Source organism: Azospirillum sp. P4_B5 (genome assembly GCF_056402275.1).
This window is the reverse complement of record NZ_JBFUHT010000008.1, coordinates 351,495-372,895: the sequence shown is the minus strand read 5'-3', so window position 1 is coordinate 372,895 and position 21,401 is coordinate 351,495. Positions and strand designations below refer to the sequence as shown.

The following is a 21,401-nucleotide window of genomic DNA, read 5'->3' as shown; positions in this document are numbered from 1 at the left end:
TTCCGCAACGCGGCGGATGAGATCGTGCTGAGGAACCGCTTCAACGGGGCGGCGGACGGTGCGAGCTACGTCCAGACGCTGCGCTTCGCCGACGGCGCGCTGGCGGACATCACCGATCCGGCCCTGGTGCTGGAGACGGTGGCGACCGACGCGGCCGAGAAGCTGGAAGGCTACAACGCCAACGACACGATCCGGGGATCGGGCGGGAACGACACCGTCTATGGCTATGCCGGCGACGATCTGCTGGACGGTGGGCTCGGAGCCGATACGCTTTACGGCGGGGCAGGAGACGACCGCCTGATCGGAGGGGATGGCAGCGACAGCCTGGAAGGCGGCGACGGCGCCGACACGCTCGAAGGCGGGAACGGCGACGATGCGCTGCTGGGCGGAGCCGGCGACGACACGCTGGTCGGCGGGGCCGGCAACGATGTGATCCACAGCGGCGCCGGCAACGACCTCATCCGGTTCGACAGTGGCGTGGACACGATCCACAACACCGGCGGCGACGACGTGGTCGACCTCGCTGGGGCTTTCGCGTCTGGTAGCCACTACTTCGTCCGCTACGGGACCGATCTGTATGTCCGGTTCCAGGGGATGAGCGAGCAGCTGATCATCGCGGGCCGGTTCAACGGGGGCGACGACGGGGCGAGCTACGCCCAGACGCTGCGCTTTGCCGACGGGACCCTGGTGGACCTGACCCGGCAGGATCTTGTGATGACCACCGTCGATACCAACGCCGGTCAGAAGATCGAAGGTTACAAGGTCGGAGACTCCATCGACGGCCAGGGTGGCAATGACACCATCTTCGGCTATGGCGGCGACGACACGCTGACCGGTGGGACGGGCTACAACTACATCTACGGCGGCGACGGCGACGACGTGATTGATGGCCGGTCCGGCCAGGGCGAGAATCTGTATGGCGATACCGGCAACGATACCGTCTATGGCGGGGCCAATGCGGACTGGCTGCGGGGTGGCGACGGCAACGACGTTCTGGATGCCGGAACCGGCAGCGACATGGCCTTCGGCGACGGTGGGGATGACACCATCACTGGCGGCACCGGCGATGACCGTCTTTGGGGCGATGTGATTTCGAACACCGGCAATGAAGTCGTCATCGTGCGGATCAGGCTTGGTGGCTATTACTATATGTGGTGGCCTGACACGGTCCTTACGATTAACAGCACCTTCCTGATGAGAGAAACGATCACGGTTCACTACTCTCATTGGGATGGATACTACGTGGTCGTTGGGAATACGACGGACTATCAATTTGTTTTGCGGGATCGAAGCGACGCAGATTATCTCCAACTCACTGTGGTTGACCACAGATGGCCTGGCTTCAATGGCTACGGCGGTGTGGAAGTCCGCGGGTTGGAGGTTAATGGCGTTCCCTTGTCGGCTCCGGGTTTTGTGGCCGAAGGCACCACGTACACTTGGAATCTTGGAACGGCCGTGCCGAATTCGTCCCCCGACGAGCCGTCCGGAAACGACGTCATTATGGGGAATGATGGAAACGACATGCTCGGCGGCGGCCTCGGCGACGATCTTCTCAACGGTGGCAGCGGCCATGACACGATCCTGGGCGGCGCCGGCAACGACACCATCATCGGCGGCACCGGTTCCGACCAGATGCATGGCGGCGCTGGCGACGACTTGATCGACAACCGCGACGATCCCAACGCTGGCGGCAGCAACGATCAGTCCTATGGCGGAAGCGGGACGGACACCATCTATGGCGGCGGCGGGGTGGATCTGGCCTACGGCGGCGCCGGCAACGACCTGATTGATGGCGGAGGCGGAAACGACCAGCTTTATGGCGAGGACGGAGACGATACATTGGATGGCGGAGCGGGCAATGACTCGCTCGACGGTGGCCTTGGCAACGATCTGTTCCGTTACTCCGGCTCCGGACAGGGCCAGGATTCCGTCCGTGGCGGTGGTGGCAACGACGTGCTGGAACTCGGTGTCGGGCCGACGGCGGACCAGCTCTATTTCTCGCGCTTCGACGGCGACCTGTATCTCACCTTCCGTGACACGGGCGATCGCATTGCCGTGGTCGGCCGCTTCAACGGGGAAGGGGACGGGGCCAATTACGTCCAGACGCTGCGCTTCGCCGACGGGACTCTGTTCGACCTCACCGCGCAGGACATCGCACTGGAAACCTATGGGCTCGCCGCGGCGGAAACGCTGTATGGCTACCGGAACGACGACCGGATCGAGGGTAACGGCGGCAACGACTCGATCCTCGGTTATGGTGGTGACGACACGCTGAAGGGCGGCGACGGCGCCGACGCGCTGTATGGCGGGCTGGGCGACGACGTGCTCGAAGGCGGAGCCGGCGCCGATTACCTGGAGGGCGGCGACGGCAACGACAGCCTGTCCGGCGGTACGGAGAACGACACGCTGTTCGGTGGTGCCGGAAACGACACGCTCAATGGCGGGACGGGCGCCAACGGCATCGACGGAGGGGCGGGCGACGACCTCGTGGTCTATGGCGGCGGAACCGACACCATCGTCGGCGGCGGCAACGACGTGCTGGTCTTCGGGGACGGCTATGGCGCCGACGCTTTGCGTCTGGAGCGTTACGGCAAGGATCTCCATCTGGTGTTCGCCGCAACGGCGCAACGGATCGTCATCGCCAACCGCTTCACCAGCAATGGCCCCGGCGATGGGGCCAACTATCTGCAGACCTTGCGCTTCGCCGACGGCACAGAGATCGACCTGTCCCGTCCGGACATCATTATCACGACGAACGACGACAACGCCGGCCACATTCTGGACGGCTACAACGCCGGCGACGTGATCCGGGGCAATGGCGGCACGGATTCCATTTACGGATATGGCGGCGACGACACGCTGTATGGCGGGGCCGGGGTCGACAGGCTGTACGGCGGCGACGGCGACGACCTGATCGACGGCCGTGACGACACCGCGGGCGACGCCGCCTACGGTGACAGCGGCAACGACACATTGCTCGGCGGGACGGGCGGCGATGCTCTCTATGGCGGTGACGGCGACGATTGGATCGATGGCGGCGCTGGCAACGACTCGGTGGAAGGCGGAGCCGGTGACGACCGCATCGTTGGCGCCGCCGGTGTCGACACCATCAAGGGTGGTGCTGGCAACGACATCGCCGACGGCGGTGCGGACAACGACATCCTGTATGGCGATGCCGGCCAGGACACGCTGTCCGGCGGTACGGGCAACGACACTCTCTTTGGCGGTGCCGGGAACGATGTGATCGATGGCGGCGGCGATGCCGATACCCTCTATGGCGATGACGGGGACGACACGCTGGCGGGTGGGCTTGGCAACAACTGGATCGTCACCGGAGCCGGCGACGATCTGGTCCTGTACCAGGGCGGCCGCGATACCATCACCGGCGGCGGGGGGAACGACACCCTGGCCTTCGGGGAAGGGTTCGATGCCGCCAACCTGCGCTTTGAGCGGTTCGGGGCAGACCTGCATGTCCTGTTCGACGGGTTGCCCGACCGCATCGTGGTGGCGAACCGCTTCAGTGGGGCCGGCGATGGGGTGAACTATCTCAAGACCCTGCGCTTCGCCGATGGAGCGACCTATGACCTGAGCCGCCAGGACCTGGTCATCGACACGCGGGACGACAACGCCAGCCATACGCTGGACGGCTACAAGGTTGCGGACGTCATGCGGGGCAACGGCGGCGACGACGCGATCTACGGCCATGGCGGCAACGACAGCCTCTATGGCGGGGCGGGCAGCGACCTGGTCAGCGGAGGTGACGGCGACGACCTGATCGACAGCAGCGACGACGGAGCGAGCCGCGACAAGCTCTATGGGGACGCCGGACAGGACACCATCGTGGGCGGCGGCGGCAACGACTCGCTGTACGGTGGCGATGGCGACGATCGGCTCGATGGTCTCGGCGGGAACGACTCCCTGGATGGTGGGGCGGGCGCCGACACGCTGTCCGGCGGAGCCGGCAGCGACCTGCTTTTCGGGGGCAGCGGAAACGATGTCGTCAACGGTGGCGATGGCAATGACGCCCTGTTCGGCGAGGCCGGCGACGACACGCTGTACGGCGGTGTCGGCGACGACAGCATCGACGCCGGCCTGGGGGACGATCTGATCCTGTATGAGAGCGGGCGGGACACCATCCTGGGCGGCGGCGGCAACGACGTGCTGTTGATGGGCGAAGGCTTCTTGGCGGACCAACTCCATGTTGCGCGCTTCGGCACCTACCTTGTGCTGCGCTTCCACGACCGGGAGGAGCAGATCGTGATCGCCAACCGGTTCAACGGAACCGGGAACGGGACGAATTATGTTCAGACCGTCCGCTTCGCCGATGGCACCGACATCGACCTGTCGGCTCAGGATCTGCCGCTGTTGACGGTCGGCAGCGAGTCGGCGGAGACGCTGTGGGGCTACGCCGGGGACGATCGGATCGATGGTCGCGGGGGGAACGACACGCTGTTCGGTGAGGGTGGAAACGACACGCTGATCGGTGGCTCCGGCTGGGACGAACTGCACGGCGGCGCCGGGAACGACCTGTTGGACAGCCGCAGCGACGCGGTCGGCACGGGTTTTGCCGACGTGGCTTACGGCGAGGCCGGCGACGACACGCTGATCGGCGGCGGTGGACACGATCAGCTTTCGGGTGGCGACGGCGACGATGATCTCTACGGCGGGGCCGGCAACGATACGCTGGCCGGAGGTCCGGGCAACGACATCTACCGGTTCGCTCCCGGCGGCGGCAGCGACCGCATCGTGGAAAACGATGCGGACACAGGCACCGACCGCCTCTTGTTCGACAGCGCCGTCGATCCGCACCAACTGTGGTTCCGCAAGGTCGGGACGGACCTGGAACTGCAACTTGTGGGGACTTCCGACAAAGTGACGGTCGCCGGGTGGTTTTCCGGCACCACTCATCGCTTGGACAGCATCGAGATCGTCGACGGCCCGGTGTTGCAGGCGACGTTGGTGGACCAGATGGTTCAGGCCATGGCCGGTGTTACCCCGCCGGCATCCGGTACGACGAGCATTTCCTCCGGATCCTATCCGCAGATCGACGCCATTATCACCGCCTCGTGGCGGTGATAATGGCGGCGCGAGGCGGTGATAACTCGGCAATAACCTGGCGGCGCCTGATCAGGCCGTCATCGAACTCCCACACGGCTCGTGGCAGAAAAGCACGGGTTGCAATGCCAGGACCTGGGCTGGGGTCAATGATACGGACGGCGCCTGGAGGTTTCGTCCGTGTCATCCTTTCAATCGGTGCTATCGCATTGATCTGTCGGGTTTGACCATGGGCGGATGATGGAAGCCGTCACCCGCCCATGGTGTGAACCGCTGCCAGCGGATGAGCGGCGACGCCATGCGGGCCTATCCCCGACCGGCGCCGCGGGACGAAACCGAGTTTGCCGTCAACCTTGTCAACCGTATGCTCGGCCTTGGAATCAGGGACCCATCCGCTCCGTCTGAAGAGCAAGAAACCAGGGCAGCGCTCCTCCCACCCGCCTCCGTGCGCCAGAGCAACTTGGGGCGGCCAATTCCAACGGTGGCGGTCAGATTTCAGAGGACGTTGGCATTTATGGTTTTCCCGGCCATCCAGGCCAAGTGAGCGCCAGCACCCCGGCCCAACACGCTTCTGCCGACAAGCGATACGGCATCTGGGGATTTTGCGAAGTTATCGGCGTTCTGAGCGCTGTTCCCGTTACCCGGCTGAGAAAATCATCGCCTTAAGCACCGTTCAGGTCCTCCCTTTATTATAAGAGTAATCGCGTTGATAGCCTCTTTTTTAAGATCGTGATGTCTACAGCATTGCCAACAGACATGATCGGGCGCCAAGAGTGTTCCTGTTAATTTGTTCTCATTGATGGATTCATCCGGACCAAACGAATGCCCAGGCCCCATAAGCAACCATAGGTCATCAATGCCCATCTTGCGACTTGTTTTCTGCCGAGATACTCTTAAAAATCAGCGCAGCGCAGATATTGACTCTTGTTGGTTGTAGTGTGATTCTGAACATCCTGATTCCGAGCAGTTCCTGGAAGAATATACAGGAGTATTCTTATGTCTGGCAGCGATCTCATCATGACGACCTCGATCTCATCGACTGGCTGGAGCGCCGATGTGCCGTCGTCCAGCAATTACGGCGCTTCAGCCAAGCTTACCGTGACGTTGAACAACCAGAAGGTCGGGACGTTCAATTTCACACCGTACGAGACGGGCTGGTCCATGAGCGCCGTCCAGGGCAACAGCACGCTTCAATTCAAGGCCACCTACAGCCCACCTGCCGGTACCGACGAAGGCACCATCATTCTGGACAGCATGACGCTGACCCAGCCGGAAAAGCCGAACGTGACTTACTCGGGCCAGCTGTTCGCCTGGACCTCCATCGGCACTCAGGACTAGATCCCAGCCGGCCGCCGGAAAAGGCAGCATCCAACCGGGACGCTTCCGATCGGACGGTGGCCGGCCGTTCCGCTCCGCGCAGCCTTGCGGCAAACGCGGTGCCTCAGCAATCCCGCTTCATCTTCACGCCGGCGATCGGGGATGGGTAGGCGCGCGGACCTCTCCGACAGCCTATCCGTTCCGGTTCGCGTGGCGAGCGTCGGCCCATGACCATCCAACTCACGGTCAGCAGCGCCTGTCCCCATGTGTATTTGCCCGAGGGGGCGCCGGGCGGTCCCTGGATCGCCTTCGTCCTGCCGAAGACGGCCGTTCTGCCGTCGCAGTCCTATATGATCAGCGACTGGATCTGGCCGAACGACGGGCAAACCATACTCGGCTACTGGGTGTTCGCGCCCACACCGCCGACCGATCTCGCGGCCTTCGCAAGGTCGCTGTGGGTGAGCGCGGCCGGCCGCGCGCTCACCTGCGCGTCAATTCCCGTATGGTACACGGACGCGGCGCTGGCCGCCCTCGAGAGTCCAGCCTTCATGGCAACCGACCTGGGGTCGAACGGGCTGGAATCCATCGGGAACACAAATTTCGGCTTCGGCCGGACCTTCGATTTCCACATCCCGCCCAACAGCGTCATCCGCTACGCGTCCGACTCCGACACCCTGACCGTGACGGCCAAGGGAACCTTCACGCTCTCGATCAATGGCAGGGGGATCTCGTCGGGCCTGGACACGAGCCTGGACATCGCCATGGCCGGCACCGCCGCCGGGGTTTTGACGCTGGGCGCCCAGCTGTCCTTCGACCCATCGCCGGACAGCAGCAACCTCGGCATCCATTATCGCTACCGAATGGAGCAGGGCGGCGTTGCCGGCCTCGATTTCCCGCTGTTCGGCCGCGGAACGCTCGAGAACAGAACCTACGCCGTCGCCCTGGACCCCGCTTCGCCCTTCGATCCCACCCGTTCGCGCTTCGCTTTCGGCACGGCCACCGGCGCGCTGGGCAGCGGCTACACCAGCCCGACCGGGAGAACGGTGCAACTGGCCCCGCAACCGGGGGCGGCACTGGTCTTCCGCTCGCTTTACGGCAGCGACGGCGGCAGCTGCCTGGAGCCCGACGGCACCTTCGTCGCGACGCTGTGCGGGGCATCGGAGGATGCCGTGGTCGGGCTGCTGTGCGGCTCTTCAGGAACCGAAAGCCTGGAAGGGCCGGCCGGATCGACGCTGACCTTCGGCGCTGGCGCGGCCTATTGCCCGTTCGACCCGACCGCCGCCCAACGCAGCAGCGTCGCCGTGCCGCTGGAGGACCAGGATGGGGAGGCGGTGACCGCCTGGGTATCGGTGTCGGCTGTCGGAGCGGCGACGGCCGCCTACGTGACCCAGCCGGCGCAATCGGCCCTGTTCGCGGCGGATGCCGCGCAACCGGCCTACCTCTATTCCGCGGTGGCCCGACCGCTGTTGAGCGGGGCCGGCCTTCCCGCCCTGCCGATGGCGCCCTACGGCTGCTTCGACGAACTGGAGTCGGTCGCGGCGGACGCTTACCGGGCGCTGGAAACCAAGGCGTTGGCGTCGGCGCGCACACGCCTGACCGCCGTGTCGGCCAAATCGACGGTGAAGCCGCGGGCCGTCGCCGAAGAGCAGACCTGCGTGACCAACGCCGGCTTGGTGGTGACGGAATCGGGGGCGGCGTCCACTTCCCTCTGCCTCGCCCGGACGGTCGATTCCGGCGGCACCGGGCATGTGTGGAGCGTGGACGACCTGTCCCCGGCGCTGCAGACGGCTTTGGCGTCCAGCCAGTGCTTCGTCGTCGCCTCGCGAACCGCCGACTCCGACGCGGCGGTGCTGTTCACGCTGGCCGGCGAGGTGGCGTTCTTCGACTGGACGTTCACGCCGGCGGTGAGCGCCGCGCAGCTTTTCATTCTCAAGTTCGCGACGCCCGACATCCGGACCCTGGCCGGCACGCTCGCCGCCTGGACCGACGCGCCCACCTTCAACACCGACCCGCAAGCGGTGCAGACGAGCCTGCTGAGTTTCATCGAGTCCGTATCGGCCGCCGTCGATGCGGGCGACACGCTCTACGCCACCTTGTGGTCGGCGCTCACCGACCCGGGCTGGAACGGCGCGATGGTCCTCGCTCCGCCCGCCACGACGCTGCCGGCCACGGTGAGCGGCATGCTGGCCGGCGAGAACGGCACGCTGAGCGCATGGGCGTTGGCCGTGCAGATCAACGACCTCGGTGCTGCGGAGGATGGCAGCACCATCATCACCGGCAGCGCGCCGTTCGCCGTCGTCGACGAGTCCGGCGGCGGCACCGCTTCCCCGGCGGGTGGCGGAGCGTACGGCTACGCCCTCGACCGCCTCCGTGCCGGGTTCGACAACGGCACGATGACCAGCTTCACTGCGACCGGGCGGTTGGAGATCAACCGTCTGTTCGGCGTGCCGGCGGCGCTTCAGGACGATGACGGGGACGCACCCAGCAACATCATCCCGCTGTCGGGCAGCTACCAGCAGCCGACCACGGCGGGCGCCGTCGGCTACTACAAGTTCACATCCGGCGAAACGGCGACGTTCCGCATGTCATACGAGTATGACGATTCCCAGGCGCCGGCTCAGATCCTCAGGACCGTCGTCGTGGCGGCGGTGCAGTTCGCGCCGATCGGCGACGACGCCTCATGCTTCTCGCTATCCGGCACGCTGGTCTTCAACGGGCCGGCGGCTGCGGCGGACGAGGAACGCCTCGACCTCGGCATTCCGCCGACCGTCGATCTGTTCGATTTCGATGGGCTGGCGTACGCCGGCCTGGGCATCGTCATGTCCGGCAGCGGCGCGGATGTCACCTACGCCTTCGATGTCAGCCACGCAACGTTCCCGGCACCGCGGGACGACCTGCGTCCGGGTCTCGCCAGCGACCTGCCGCTGACCGCCAAGGCCATGCTGCCGGCCGGCAGCATTTCGGACCTGGGCGCCATCCCGCTCGATGTTCCAACCGGCTGGACCATTCCGAGCGATGCGTTCGACTTCGCCATCGCCCTGAGCTTGACGCTCGGCACGCCGGGGCTGCAAGCGTCGCAGACCGGCAGCCTGACGGGCACCCTCTATCTCGGCTGGACGGCGGACGGAAACTACAGCCTGGGCCTGCTCATCGACGGCATCGGGCAGGGCCGCACCGTGACGCTGCAGGGGGCGGCTAAGTTGACCATCGGCGGCGTGTCCGTCGGTTCCGCCATCGCGCAGGGCGGCGTCACGCGGACCGTCCTGTTGCTGCAGCGCTGTTCCTTGCGCTTCATGGGGGGAAGCGCACCGGGCGGCGCGCAGCCCTTCACGCTCTCCCTGTTCGGAGTTCCGGCCACGGCCCCCGGCACGCTCGCGACCAAGTTGCTGTGGTACGGAAGCGCCTACACCACAAGCATGGATCGTTCTACCGGGGTTGCCGGGAAATGAAGATTTTATACTGGAACATCGAAAACCTGACCTACAACAAATTCTTCGACATTTCAATGCGTGAGGTCATCCTCCAGGCGCTTCTGGGGGCCACCAATCCGGATCTGATCGTTATCGTCGAGGTGTTTTGCCGTGCGACGCTGGGACAGGAACGCTTCAACACCCGCATCTATCAGACTCAGGGTACGGACGGCCTGAATGCGCTGTTCAACAGTGTCAGGCTTTACGCCAACACCTACTCTTCCGTTCCTCCGGTTGCCACAGGATGCAACGGATATTGCGAGGCCGTCGGTTTCATCTACAACACCGATGTCTTGCAATTTCGCGGCCCTCACGTCTGGACCGAGCTGGGGCCCGTCCCTGCGGACCAGCTCAACAAATCCCACCAGCAGGTGGCTTGGCCGTGGTCGGGCATTCTCAAGATCCATTCACCAGGGCAGGAAAACCCCCAATTCACCCCCGCGAGCTATCCAGCTCCGTGGAATCGGTATGCGCCGTTCAACGTCGTCCAGCCACAGCCGCCGGCCCCCCCGATCCAAGTGCCGGCGCCGCAGGTCCTGTTCCCCAACCCCAGGGTGAGGAGCATCGCCTGGGAGAACATCGACGGAACGAATTTCTACAACGGCTTCACCGCCTTCCCCTCCTGGTACAACCGGGCGCCGGTCCGCTGCCTGTTCTGGCACCTGACGCAGAATTGCTATGTCGATGTCTTCGCTCTGCATACATCGCCGAATCAGACCTTGCAGAACGGTCGTGTGTACGATCCCACCGCGGACAGAGCGGTCGAGAAGACCGGCGCCCTGGCCGAAGTGCGGAACTGGCCCGAAGGCGACACGCCGGCCGTTCAGATCATCCTCGGCGATTTCAACGTGACGCTGCAGAGCAACGTTCTGCAAGGTACACCCTACCAGAATCTGGGAACGGCGGGATATGTCCCGTCGGTGTGGAACACGCCGACCCTGTTCAACAAGTACACCCCGGTTCCTGCGGGCGGTGGATATGTATCGCAAGCCGCAGGAACCCTGGACAACATATTTTACAGAAGAAATTTCCCAGCGCCCGCTCCCGTGACACGGGTGGTCGATCAAGTGATCGGCACGACCATAGCCGACCTCGGCCTGACTTGGACTTCTCAGCTTTTTAACAATTACGCGGATCTGTCCACCTGTTATGGCGGACCGAACCAGGTCTTGAAGAATCAGGCGCTGCAGACGTTCCGCGACTGGAACAACTTCGGGCACATCGCGAAGTGTCTGGCGACGGCGCAAGTCGCGGGTACGGGCGGGGCGTCCGACCACCTGCCGCTCTACATCCAGTTTTGAAGGGCGCGGCCGATGAGCATCGAGACGATCTACACGGCCCTGGCGGCACAGGGCGGCACGGTCAGCCTGGACGACGCCTCGCTCGGCACCGCCGGGCTCGACGCGCTGCTGTCCGCCGACGGCCTGCCGCCGGCGATCCAGGTGACGCTGCCCGGTGCGTTGCCGCCGCCGAATGGCGACACACTGACCTTCTCCGGCACGTCGGGCTTTCTGGCGGGCGGGGTGCAGTACTGGGGGGGCAGCAACGGCTTCATAGACGGTGCCGCCTTCACCGTGAGCGTGGCCATCGTCTGCGGCGAGAACGAGACGGTCAGCCTGCGCGTTGAGGTCGCGCTCGCGGACGGCTGGGTGCTCGGCGACAGCTTCTATGCGTTCATGGGCGGACCGTTCACGGCCGATGCGCTGACCGACCCATCCCTGCTCTTCGCCTACGATTGCGATGGCGTAGCGGACGGTCTGACCCTGGCGGCCGACATCCATTCGGTCGGGCCGCTGGTGCCGCTCGACCTGCTGGCCGTGGTTCCGGACCCGGCGCGGGTGATCGGAAGGGTGACGCTGGAGACGTTCGGTCCCGCCTTCCAGCTGGTTTGTCCGCTCGGCGCCGTCACGCTGTCCTACCCGCCGCTCCAGCTGAGCGAGGCCGCCTATCGGCTCGGGCTGAACTACGTACCGTCGCCCTACGAGGATCCGGCGACCGGCGGCTGGAAGGTGCCGGCGATCGCGAACGCCTTCACCGCGCAATGCGCCACCAGCCTGACCGGCGAGGCATCGGTCCTGATGGAACTCGGGCTCGGCTGGGCCGACACCATCAGCATCGTCTTTCTCGGCAACCCCGAAGACCATCCGGCCGGGTCCCAGGCCGTGCTGCAGCCGCTGTTCCCGACGGGTTCGGGCTTTCCCGGCGGACTGACCACCGACCAGCTCACCGCGATCGCCGGCATCGGGTCCTTCGGCGTCACGTCGTTCGCCCTGTCCGGCAATCCGAACGCACCGCAGGCCACCTACATCCTGGGCACGCTCGGCATCACCGAGCCGTGGACACCGATCCAATCGCTGCCCGGCTTCGCCGTCACGGTGATGAACATCACCTGGACCTACATCTTCCTCGACCCGCCGAGCCTGACATGGTCGCTCTCTGCGGTGCTGTCGCTCAACGGATTCGACTTCGCGCTGAACGTCGACTACCCGTCGATGTCCTTCGCCGGCAACTGGGCGGGCAGCGTCACGCTGTCGCTCAACGACCTCAACGCCGGCATGTTCAAGGTCTTCCCCGCCCCGGTTCCGCTCAATCCCGACGTCAATTCGGTGACGTTCGGAATGTTCAGCGTTTCCGTGGGATTCGCGGACCAGACCGTCGGCATCCAGGGTTCTGCCGCCGGCGACATCGCGCTGAGCGGTCTTGAGGTCAGCATCACGTCCGCCACGCTGAACCTGCTTTACAGCGGGAAGAGCGGCGCGCTGGCCTATGCCGTGAACGGCGTCCTCGCCGTCAACAACTGGGCGTTCAGCGTTTCCGCGCAGGTCGATGCAGACGGGCTGGACCTGCGGGGAGAACTGCAGGACCACGACATGGTGTCCGTCTCGGACGTGGTCGGCCAGCTCCTGGGTCCGGTGGCGACTCCGGACCAATTCGATCTTTCGGTCGTCGTTCGGTCGTTCGGCGCCTCGGCCAGCACCTACACCAGGCGGATGGCGGTGTGGGGCGGGGTCGATTGGGACCTCGTGGCCTGCGGGGTGTCGCTCGGCGGCACCTTCGCCATCGATGTCGCTTCGCCTGACTCGGGAAGCAGTTGGACCGGGACGATCGGCGGTGGGATCGTCGTCGGCGGCCTGACCTTTACCATGACCTACGTCTGGGGACCGACGGTCGGGCTGCTCACCGGCGCGTTCAGCGCAGCCATCAACGAGGGGGCGACCTACGACTGGAAGGCCTTCACCCAGACCTTCGCCGACAGCCAGCCCACATACCCCACGCAGATTCCGGTGTCTCTCGACCTGGAATGCGACGCGTCGCTTGCTTTCACCTATGACTTCGAGCAGGACCTCTTCACGGTCAACGGACAGGCGATCGCCGGCTCCGTCGGCATGTTCGGCTTCTTCCAGGAGGTGCCGCCAGCCTTCACCGGGCGCGCCAGCTCGGGCTTTGCCGCCGGGGTGCAGTTCACGGCCGGGCCCGGCTTCTTCCGATCGCTCGACACCGGCCTCGCGATGTTCGACACCTTCGGCCTGTCGGCCGACATGGCCATCGCCGTGGCCGATTTCACCAACCCCTCCTATCAGATACCCATCAACTCCCACGCCTATTTTCCCGGCGTCGCGTCGGGCATGACTTTCTACGGCAGTTTCACATGGGACCTCTGCGACGACGCGACCACGAGCGGGGCGATGGCGCTGATGACGAGGGAGCCGGTTGTCGAGGTCTCGATCGGCTATTGCGGGACGGCGGAAAACTGGACCTTCGCGTTCGCCGGAGTCATCGACGACATTGCCTGGACGCTCGGCGACGACGCGACGGTGAACGGAGCATGGCTGGCCTTCACGATGACCGGCACCGCCGGCGACACCCGTTACGAGGTTCTGTTCGACATCGACGTCAGCGTCGACATGGGAACGGGGTATGTGGGCACTCCGGGGCAGCCGGCCGTGCTGGATTTCTCCGGCCAACTGGGCTTCCTCTACGATCAGGCCACGGAAGGCGTTGCCGGCTTCGCCGCCATCTTCGGTTCGTTCGTGTGGCGCGACGCGCTGGACATTCCCGGCCTGACCGTGGCCAATCCCGGTTTCCTGCTGGGGATCGGCGAACTGGCCGGCGAGCCCGTTCCGTCCTTCGGCCTGACCGGCCTGCTCAGCTACCCGCCCGCCGGCATCGAAGCGTTCCTGGCGATCTATTTCGACGGCACGAATCCCGCCGACAGCCTTTTCATTGCCAGCATGAAGGAGGTGTCCTTCCTGTCGTTCGCCGAGATGCTGCTGTGGGCGGCGGACGTGCCGGTGCCCTCGCTGATGCTGAGCGCGCTCGACACCTACGGGGTCTATCCGCTGGACCTCCATCCGTCGCAGGCGCAGACGACGCTCGACGAGGACGACTTCGCCGCGCTGAACGCCTACCAGATCCCGGCCGACTTCCGCGCGATCGTGAGCGAACTCGGATTTCCCATGGGGCCTGCGTCGGCCGACACCGATCAGACGCAACTCGTCCTGCGCCGGAACGACGAGGACTCCAACGACGAGTGGTTCATAGCGGACTTCAAGTCCGGCCGGATCTTCCATCTGGCCCGGGATGCGGCCGTCTCGCCGCCCTACGCGCTGTCGCTCGATCCGTGGCTCTACGTCGCGCCGGTACAGACGCGTTTCGGCACCACGACCTATGATCCCGGCTACGGATTCGGAGGACAGCTCGTCCTGCCCGGGGTGACGCTGAACGTCATCGCCCAGCTTCAGCCGGTCGAACCCGGCAAGGAGGTCGGGGCCTGGGCGCTGCGGCTCGACGTCACCGCACCCGATCCGATCGTCTATCCGGTGGACAGCGGCACCGTGCCGGCCCTGCTCGTCCTCTCGGCGCCGGGCGCCGTGGCCGATGAGAAATCCGGCCCCTCGGTGTCGCTCGCCACCCACCGGATTGGCGACGTTCAGCCCCATTTCAACCTCAAGGCGGCAGTTACTCTGCTGTCGGTCTTTTCGGCCAGCATCGACGTTGAAATCGTCGAGACGGGCTTCAGCTTCGACCTCAAACTCGACGCCTCTCTTCCCACCTACAAGGACGGCAAGGTCGCCTCGTGCGCTTCGGCGCACGCCGTCATGGCGTGCCTGGTCAACAGCGATCACGGGTTCGAGGCGAGCTTCTCGCTGTCGGTCGATTTCAACGGGTCCACCAACCCGGTCATGTTCGGCGATACCGTGGTGATCCCGTCGCTTTCGCTGGATGTCGGCATGGGGCTCGACCTCGCCGTCAGCTTTCCCTACACCTACGGTCCGTCGATCCCGGACGTCGGAGGCGCCAGCTTCGATGGGACGATCTCGTTCGCCTGGAAGGACCAGTCCTTCAGCGCCTCGATCCATTTCACCCTCGCCGACCTCTCCACGCTCATGCGGACGGTCGGCACCTGGATCGTGGAGAACATGGAGGAACTGCTGTCGACGCTGCTCGGCGACGTGAACGCGTGGACACGCGCGCTCGCCAACGGGCTGTTCACGCTGGAGGCGGACGCCGCCGCCGCCGCGCTGGCGGCTCTCAAGGCGACCTACCGGCAGGCGGCCAAGCTGATGGCCCAGGCCGGCTACACGGTCCACAATGTGTACGAGGCGCTTGAGGCGGTGTACAACGTCGGGGGTGATGAGCTGGTCGAGGCGATCACCGACGCGTTCCGCCTCAAATTGCTCTTCGCAGCCGTCACCCAACAGGTCGGCCCGGCCACGGATACCGACGCGCAGACCCTGCAAACCGACCCGACGGCCCTGATCGGCTGGCTCGCCACCACGGCGTCAGATGGCGTTGCCAAGGGCGCGTGGAGCGACCTCACCCAGCCGGCGAGCGGGGCCACGGTCGCGGTGTCGGCGAATCTTCTCGGCACCGCGACGCTCGACGTGACGCTGGCCGATCCGGGGCCGTACGCAGCCCATTTTTACGGCTATGGGATCGACCAGATCCTGCCCTACCAGCGCCTGGACGACACGCGGGGCGTGTTCTCCACCTCGTTGCCGAACGGTGCGGCCCTCAAGGCCATCAGCTTCGGCCCATTCACCTTCCAGTTCCCCTCCGTGACGCTGTCGTTCTACACCGACGGCGGCTGGATTCTGGATTGCGGCTATCCGGACGGCGGCAATCGGAGCGCCTTCATCGCCGTGGGCACGCCGGGCTATTCGCAGATGTCCGGTCAGGGGGGCTTCAGGCTCACCAACCTGTCGCCCGGCGAATCCCCTCCGGACGACTGGCCGCCGGTTTCCTATTCCTGTGCCGTCCATGCGGAGGTGGAGCTGTCCTACACCGGCAGCGTGAATTTGGGGATGCTGACCGGCGGCTGGTCGCTCACCTACACCGGCGGATTCTCCGCCATCGCCGGTTATGGCGACGGTGTGCAGGACAATGGCACGGACGGCACCGACCGGCAGGAACAGGTCGCCGGCCCGACACCGAGCCAGTTCCGGGGCACGCTGACGCTGGGATTCTCCGGCGCGCTCTACGGCACGGTGGACTTCGGCATCGTCTCCGCCGCCGTGCACGTGTCCATCAAGACGAGCCGGAGCATCTCGCTGAGGCATGGCCAGCCCGTCGACCTTTCGAGCAAGGCTCACGTCCATGTCGGCGCGAAGATCAGAATTCGCTGCGGCTTGTTCACCATAGTCATCAGCTTCACCTACACGGCCGACGTCGATGTCGGCCCGCCGGCGTTGGCGTGGTCCGGCCAATACGCCGCCGACATGGCCGTGGCCGCTGCCGCGGTCAGCGCGGCGCGGCTGTCCTGGGCGCGCGCTTCGGACGCGGCCGTCTCCGTCCTCGGCACGGAGAAGCCGCCCCTGAAGCTCTGGTTCGTCCCCGAACTGGCGCTGGCCTTTGGGGAGTCCGGGACGGGGACGCCGCAAGCGGTCTTCAACCTGGCGATCGAGTATGCCGAGGCGACACCGGGCTGCGCCTTCAACGTCTTGGTCCGCACGCTGCTGCAATGGGCGATGTCGCTGGACGGGGAGGGCGCCGCCGGGGCGACCCTGTCGCGCGGGCGACTGGAACGTCTGTCGCAGCGGCTCAAGGCCCGGCCGCGGCTGAGCCGTCTGTACGCGGGCGACGATCCGACGACGCAACTCGACTACGCGGCCATCGTCGCCTTCTTCCAGGACTGTTTCGCTGGGGTGACGATCGCCTTGCTCACCGAAGACGCGGACTCCGCCGTGACCTTCGCGATGATTCCGGACCTCGTGGCCCACGGCGGCGCCATCGGCGGCACCTCCGTCCCCCTTTGCGACTTCGCGACCTGCAACATGCAGAGCGCATCGTTCGAGGACGAGATCGAGGCGGTGAACGCGCGGTTCCAGCTCTTCTCCAGCGACGCCGGCATGAGCGCGCCGCTCGTCACCGCCGACAATGTCCCGGCGTCGCTGGCAACTTACGTCTTCCTCGCCTTCTTCGAGTATCTGCTGAACAGTGGCGCTGGCGAGGCCGAAAGCCTCACCGCCACCGCTTCACTCGACGAGATCACGGCGGACCAGTGGAACGCGCTCGCCTTCGATCAGACCGCCGGCGGCCTAACGGTCAGCTTCCGCGGCGGGGTGCAGCTGTCCGCGACGGGTCAGGCCGGACAGGTCCCGGCGCCGCTGTATGGCCTGACCGGCCAGCAGATCGCCGCGGCGACCATTGCGCCCCTGTCGGACGGCATGGATCTGTCGGTGGCCGCCGGTGCCGGCGGCGACTGGTTCACCGTTGCCGACGGCACGGTCGTCCGTTTCAGCGCGGACGACCTGAGCGCGATCAGCGGACTGACGGTCGTGGCGCCGCTGAGTCTCGTTCCGCAGGCGAACCTGACCGCCAGCCCGACCACCTATGTCTTCGCCGGTTTCACCGCCTGCGGCGTGGCGACGCTGGCCGGCGTCCCTGCCGATCTCGCCGGCACGCAGGACACGGTGACGCTGAGCATCGGCGCCACCAGCGACGGGACTGCCGATCCGGGCGCGTCGATGCGGTGGGGGACCCTCATTCCTCTGACGCTGCGTTCCGTGACGCTGCCCGACGGGACGCAGGACGCCACTGTGTTCGCCCTGTCGGACATGGCGACCGACCAGCTCACCGTTCTGGCCGAGCTGACCGACGCCATCAAGGCGGGGGAGACGGTCACGCTCGCCCTTCTGCTGTCCGGCGCCTCGGACGGCTATGTCGACTGCGCGGAGGCCCCCGGAGACTGCGCGCTGCTGCGCACCAACCTGTCGACACAGAGCGAACCTCCTTCGCCCGATGCGGCGTTCGCGGCCATGAGCATCGATGCGGACGAGGACGATGCCGAACTGACCGACGCCACATTGGCCGATGCCGAGGGCGCGCTGAACATTCTTCTGGCCTTCGCCCAGACCAACACGGCCGGCTATTTCCTGTCGCTTGCCGCTGCCGACCCGACGCTGACCACGCTTTCCCGGACGAACAGCACGATCGACGTGGCGCTGCTCGCCAGCCGTGGTGCGGCGTTCAAGGCAGGGGAGGCGACCTCGGCGCGGTCGAGCGACACGGTGCTGGTGGTGTCAATGCCGCCTTCGGACCTGAATGACGCGGGGCTGGCCGCGACGTCGACCAGGCTGACCAGCTACCAGCCGGCGTTTGCGTCCGGCGTTCTTCCCATTTCGGTGGCCCGGCATTACCCGGCGGCGGCCGATTCCGACGCCAACCAGAACTGGCTCGACCAGCTCTACAGCCCGTTCACGGTGGCGATCCAGGGGGATGCCTACGCCGATCTCGGCTACGCGCCGCCATGCAGCCCGTCCAGCGATCAAGACGGGTGGCATTACTTCCTGTCCATTCCGCTGAACCACCTGATCAAGGACGGGCTGCAGGACGACCCGTACGCGGCGGTCGGCACGGTCCCGACCGTCGTCCCGCAGCTGCGGGACGCCTTCGGCAATGCGGTGGTCCCCGACCTGGAACCCTTCACCGTTGCGCAGACCTACACCGACCTGTTGGTCGGCCCGGCGTCCTGGACAGCGAGCCGCATCCTGTGGACTCCGGCGAAGCAGGACGCCACTCTGACGGTGACGCTGGACGTCGACAAGGCGACGCTGGACAGCAATCACGACACCGCGCTGGCCCTCTACACCACTGCGTCCTGGCAGTTGAACCGGGCAGCCGACGTGCAGTTCGAGTTGTCCAGCACCCTCGACACCGGCGGCGTCCGGTTCGTGGACGGCGAGGATCAGCAGGCCATCACGGATTACGTCACCGCGATCCTCGATTATCTCGAGGGTGTCGTGGACGATGTTCCGGCGCCGGTGCCGTTGACCTATCCGATCTCGGCGCCGACGACGGCCATGCCACCGCAGGAGATCGTCGTCACGCTGACCCTCAAGCGGATCGACAACCTCGATCCCGCGGACACCGCACGGCTGCCGGGAATCGCCGTCGCCCTGGCCCCAGCGACCGCCGACCTTTCAAACGGCTTGGACCGTTTCGCAAGCGCCTTCCAGGCCGTCTTCCCCGCCCTGCTGCTGGCCAGCGGAACCGGTTCGTCCGGCAGCGGCCAGCTGTGGACGGTGGCTGCCGGCCTGCTTCAGCCGACCATCTCCGGCAAGGCGACCTACTTTGCGCCGGCGCCGCTTTACACCAGCTTGCAATCCGGGGCCGTCGCGGTGCCGGTCTACGGGGATTTCAGCGGCGACAGCTGGGCGAGCGTCATGACCGCCTACAATGCGGTGGACTGCGACCAGATGCTCCTCGGCGCCTTCAATGTCATCGACCAGATCCTCGGCGGGGCGTACGCCGCTGCCGCGTATTGGGCCAATCCCGCCAGCTACCGGCGGCTGGCCACAGGGCGGGCCGCCCTGGCCGAACTGTACAGCGCCAATCAGTTGCGCGTCCTGTTCGAGGAGCAGGCGAGCGGCGGTGCGGACGACCTCGCTTCCGCCGTATCGGCGTTCACCAACTGCCTGCAGAACGCGCTTTCCAACGCTTACGCCATCGACGGCGTTCTTACCTTCCCCGCCGTCTGGACGGCGCTTCCCGACGGATGGCAGGGCCGGGCTCTCACCCTGTGGGGGCTCGTGGCGCCCAGCGACGATTCGCAGGCCGCGCTTGCGGCGAACGCCACGCTCTGCCTGTCCGGTTCGCAGGCCGAGGCGACGCTCTCCTACATGTTCCAGCCCGGCGACCTGACCGCCGACGCGACTGTGACGGTGCCGCTCTCCTACACGGTCAGCAACGTCGCCTTCCAGGGCGACGACGGCCAGCTGTGGCTCGCCCTGGCGATACCCCAAACCATCAAGGTCGGCGAGGACGCGGTCGTCGTTCCGGTGGTGGACCGCTTCTTTCCCACCGCTCCCGGCCTCGACGAACAGCGGGCGATGACGGCATCCGGCACGGCCCCGTCCTTCGGCGCGCTGTTCCAATGGGACTATGTCGCCGATCTGGGGCTGCAGCCGGTGGCCCAGGACCGGACGACGGTGACCATCGACTACAATCTGCCCGGAGCCGCGACGGAGGCCCCGGCCCTCGCAAGGGCCATGACCACGCCGGCGCTCACGCTGGCGGAGGCGGTGGTCAGGTTCCAGGACGGCGCGGCCGAGATCCAGCCTGCCCTGCCACAGCTTCTGAGCGGGGGGCCGAACGCGACGAACATCGTGACGGCGCTGGCGGATCTGGTCGACGCACTGCGCTGCAACGTCACCTGGAATCCCGCGGAAGCGATGAGAATGGACGTCCGAACGGCTTCGGCGTCCACAGTTGTGTCCACGACGCTCACCGTCACGCTGGAGGCCGCAAGCGCCGACGATCCCGGCGGCCTCTGGATGATGACGGTCACGGTCGTGGGCGCCCTACCGGATGGGAGCACGTTGTCCGCCGTGCCGCTGACCGTCGACGGCACGGCACAGCCCGAGACCATGATCGTCGCTGACGATCCGCTCACCGTCACCTACCAGCCCGCCGATTGCCAGGCGCCGGTGATGGTCGAGTTGTCGCTGTCGGGGCTCGACCTGCGGCTCCGCCACAACGGCTGCGCCACGGTGGTTGTCGAGCGCAATGCCGACCTGATGCCCAACGCCGGCTGGACGGTGTCGTCAGACTTCATCCTGACAACGACCCCCGCGACGTTCCCGCAACCGGTGACGCCCCTGGTTGTCGGGCCGGGCGAGGGGTACGACATCGCCACGGTCGTCGCCGAACCGGAGTCGCCGACCCTGGCCAACTGGTTGAGCGCGCTGCTGAGTGAGGTCGTCGGAACCGCCGCGCAGCCGAGGATATCCGCCACGCTCGGCTTCCGCTTCGCCCAGTACAGCGGAACGGACTCTGCCGGCACCGCACGGATCGTCTACGCCGTGCAGCCGGTGACGGTCAGCCGGACGGTCGTCCTCGGGGATGATGACGGTGCGGACGTGAGCCTCGATGGCTACGCAACGGCGCTCGCCAATGCTTTCACGGCCTGGGCGAACGCCAAGACCGTGCCAACGGTCACCGGCGAGTTCCTTATCACACTCTGTTTGTTCTCGGCGGGCAGAACCGCGGGAACGGCGTTGCTCCAACTTCCGAACCTTCACCTCGCCCTCGGGGAGGTGACGGCTTGAATCCGCCCTC

5 protein-coding genes are annotated in these 21,401 nt (G+C 66.0%); all 5 read left to right on the top strand.

Annotated features, from left to right (window positions below):
• Window positions 1-24 precede the first annotated feature (24 nt).
• The gene (locus tag AC1DVI_RS09310) at window positions 25-5,076 is read left to right on the top strand and encodes a calcium-binding protein (RefSeq protein WP_476957715.1); all 5,052 of its coding nucleotides are present in this window, start codon (window positions 25-27) and stop codon (window positions 5,074-5,076) included.
• A gap of 975 nt (window positions 5,077-6,051) precedes the next feature.
• Window positions 6,052-6,393, top strand: a complete 342-nt coding sequence (locus AC1DVI_RS09305) for a hypothetical protein (protein WP_476957714.1) — start codon at window positions 6,052-6,054, stop codon at window positions 6,391-6,393.
• 206 nt (window positions 6,394-6,599) lie between these two features.
• Complete coding sequence (locus tag AC1DVI_RS09300; protein ID WP_476957713.1) at window positions 6,600-9,821, top strand: hypothetical protein; 3,222 nt, start codon at window positions 6,600-6,602, stop codon at window positions 9,819-9,821.
• Complete coding sequence (locus AC1DVI_RS09295; RefSeq protein WP_476957712.1) at window positions 9,818-11,143, top strand: hypothetical protein; 1,326 nt, start codon at window positions 9,818-9,820, stop codon at window positions 11,141-11,143. The genes AC1DVI_RS09300 and AC1DVI_RS09295 overlap by 4 nt, the downstream gene beginning before the upstream one ends.
• Before the next feature lie 12 nt (window positions 11,144-11,155).
• Window positions 11,156-21,391: a hypothetical protein gene (locus AC1DVI_RS09290; RefSeq protein ID WP_476957711.1), complete on the top strand. Its 10,236-nt coding sequence runs from the start codon at window positions 11,156-11,158 to the stop codon at window positions 21,389-21,391.
• The last annotated feature ends 10 nt before the right edge of the window (window positions 21,392-21,401 follow it).

What these genes read in the sequence shown, in the direction of transcription:
- AC1DVI_RS09305 (WP_476957714.1), top strand. Translation starts at nt 6,052, where the DNA reads ATGTCTGGCAGCGATCTCATCATGACGACCTCGATCTCATCGACTGGC.
- AC1DVI_RS09300 (WP_476957713.1), top strand. Translation starts at nt 6,600, where the DNA reads ATGACCATCCAACTCACGGTCAGCAGCGCCTGTCCCCATGTGTATTTG.
- AC1DVI_RS09295 (WP_476957712.1), top strand. Translation starts at nt 9,818, where the DNA reads ATGAAGATTTTATACTGGAACATCGAAAACCTGACCTACAACAAATTC.
- AC1DVI_RS09290 (WP_476957711.1), top strand. Translation starts at nt 11,156, where the DNA reads ATGAGCATCGAGACGATCTACACGGCCCTGGCGGCACAGGGCGGCACG.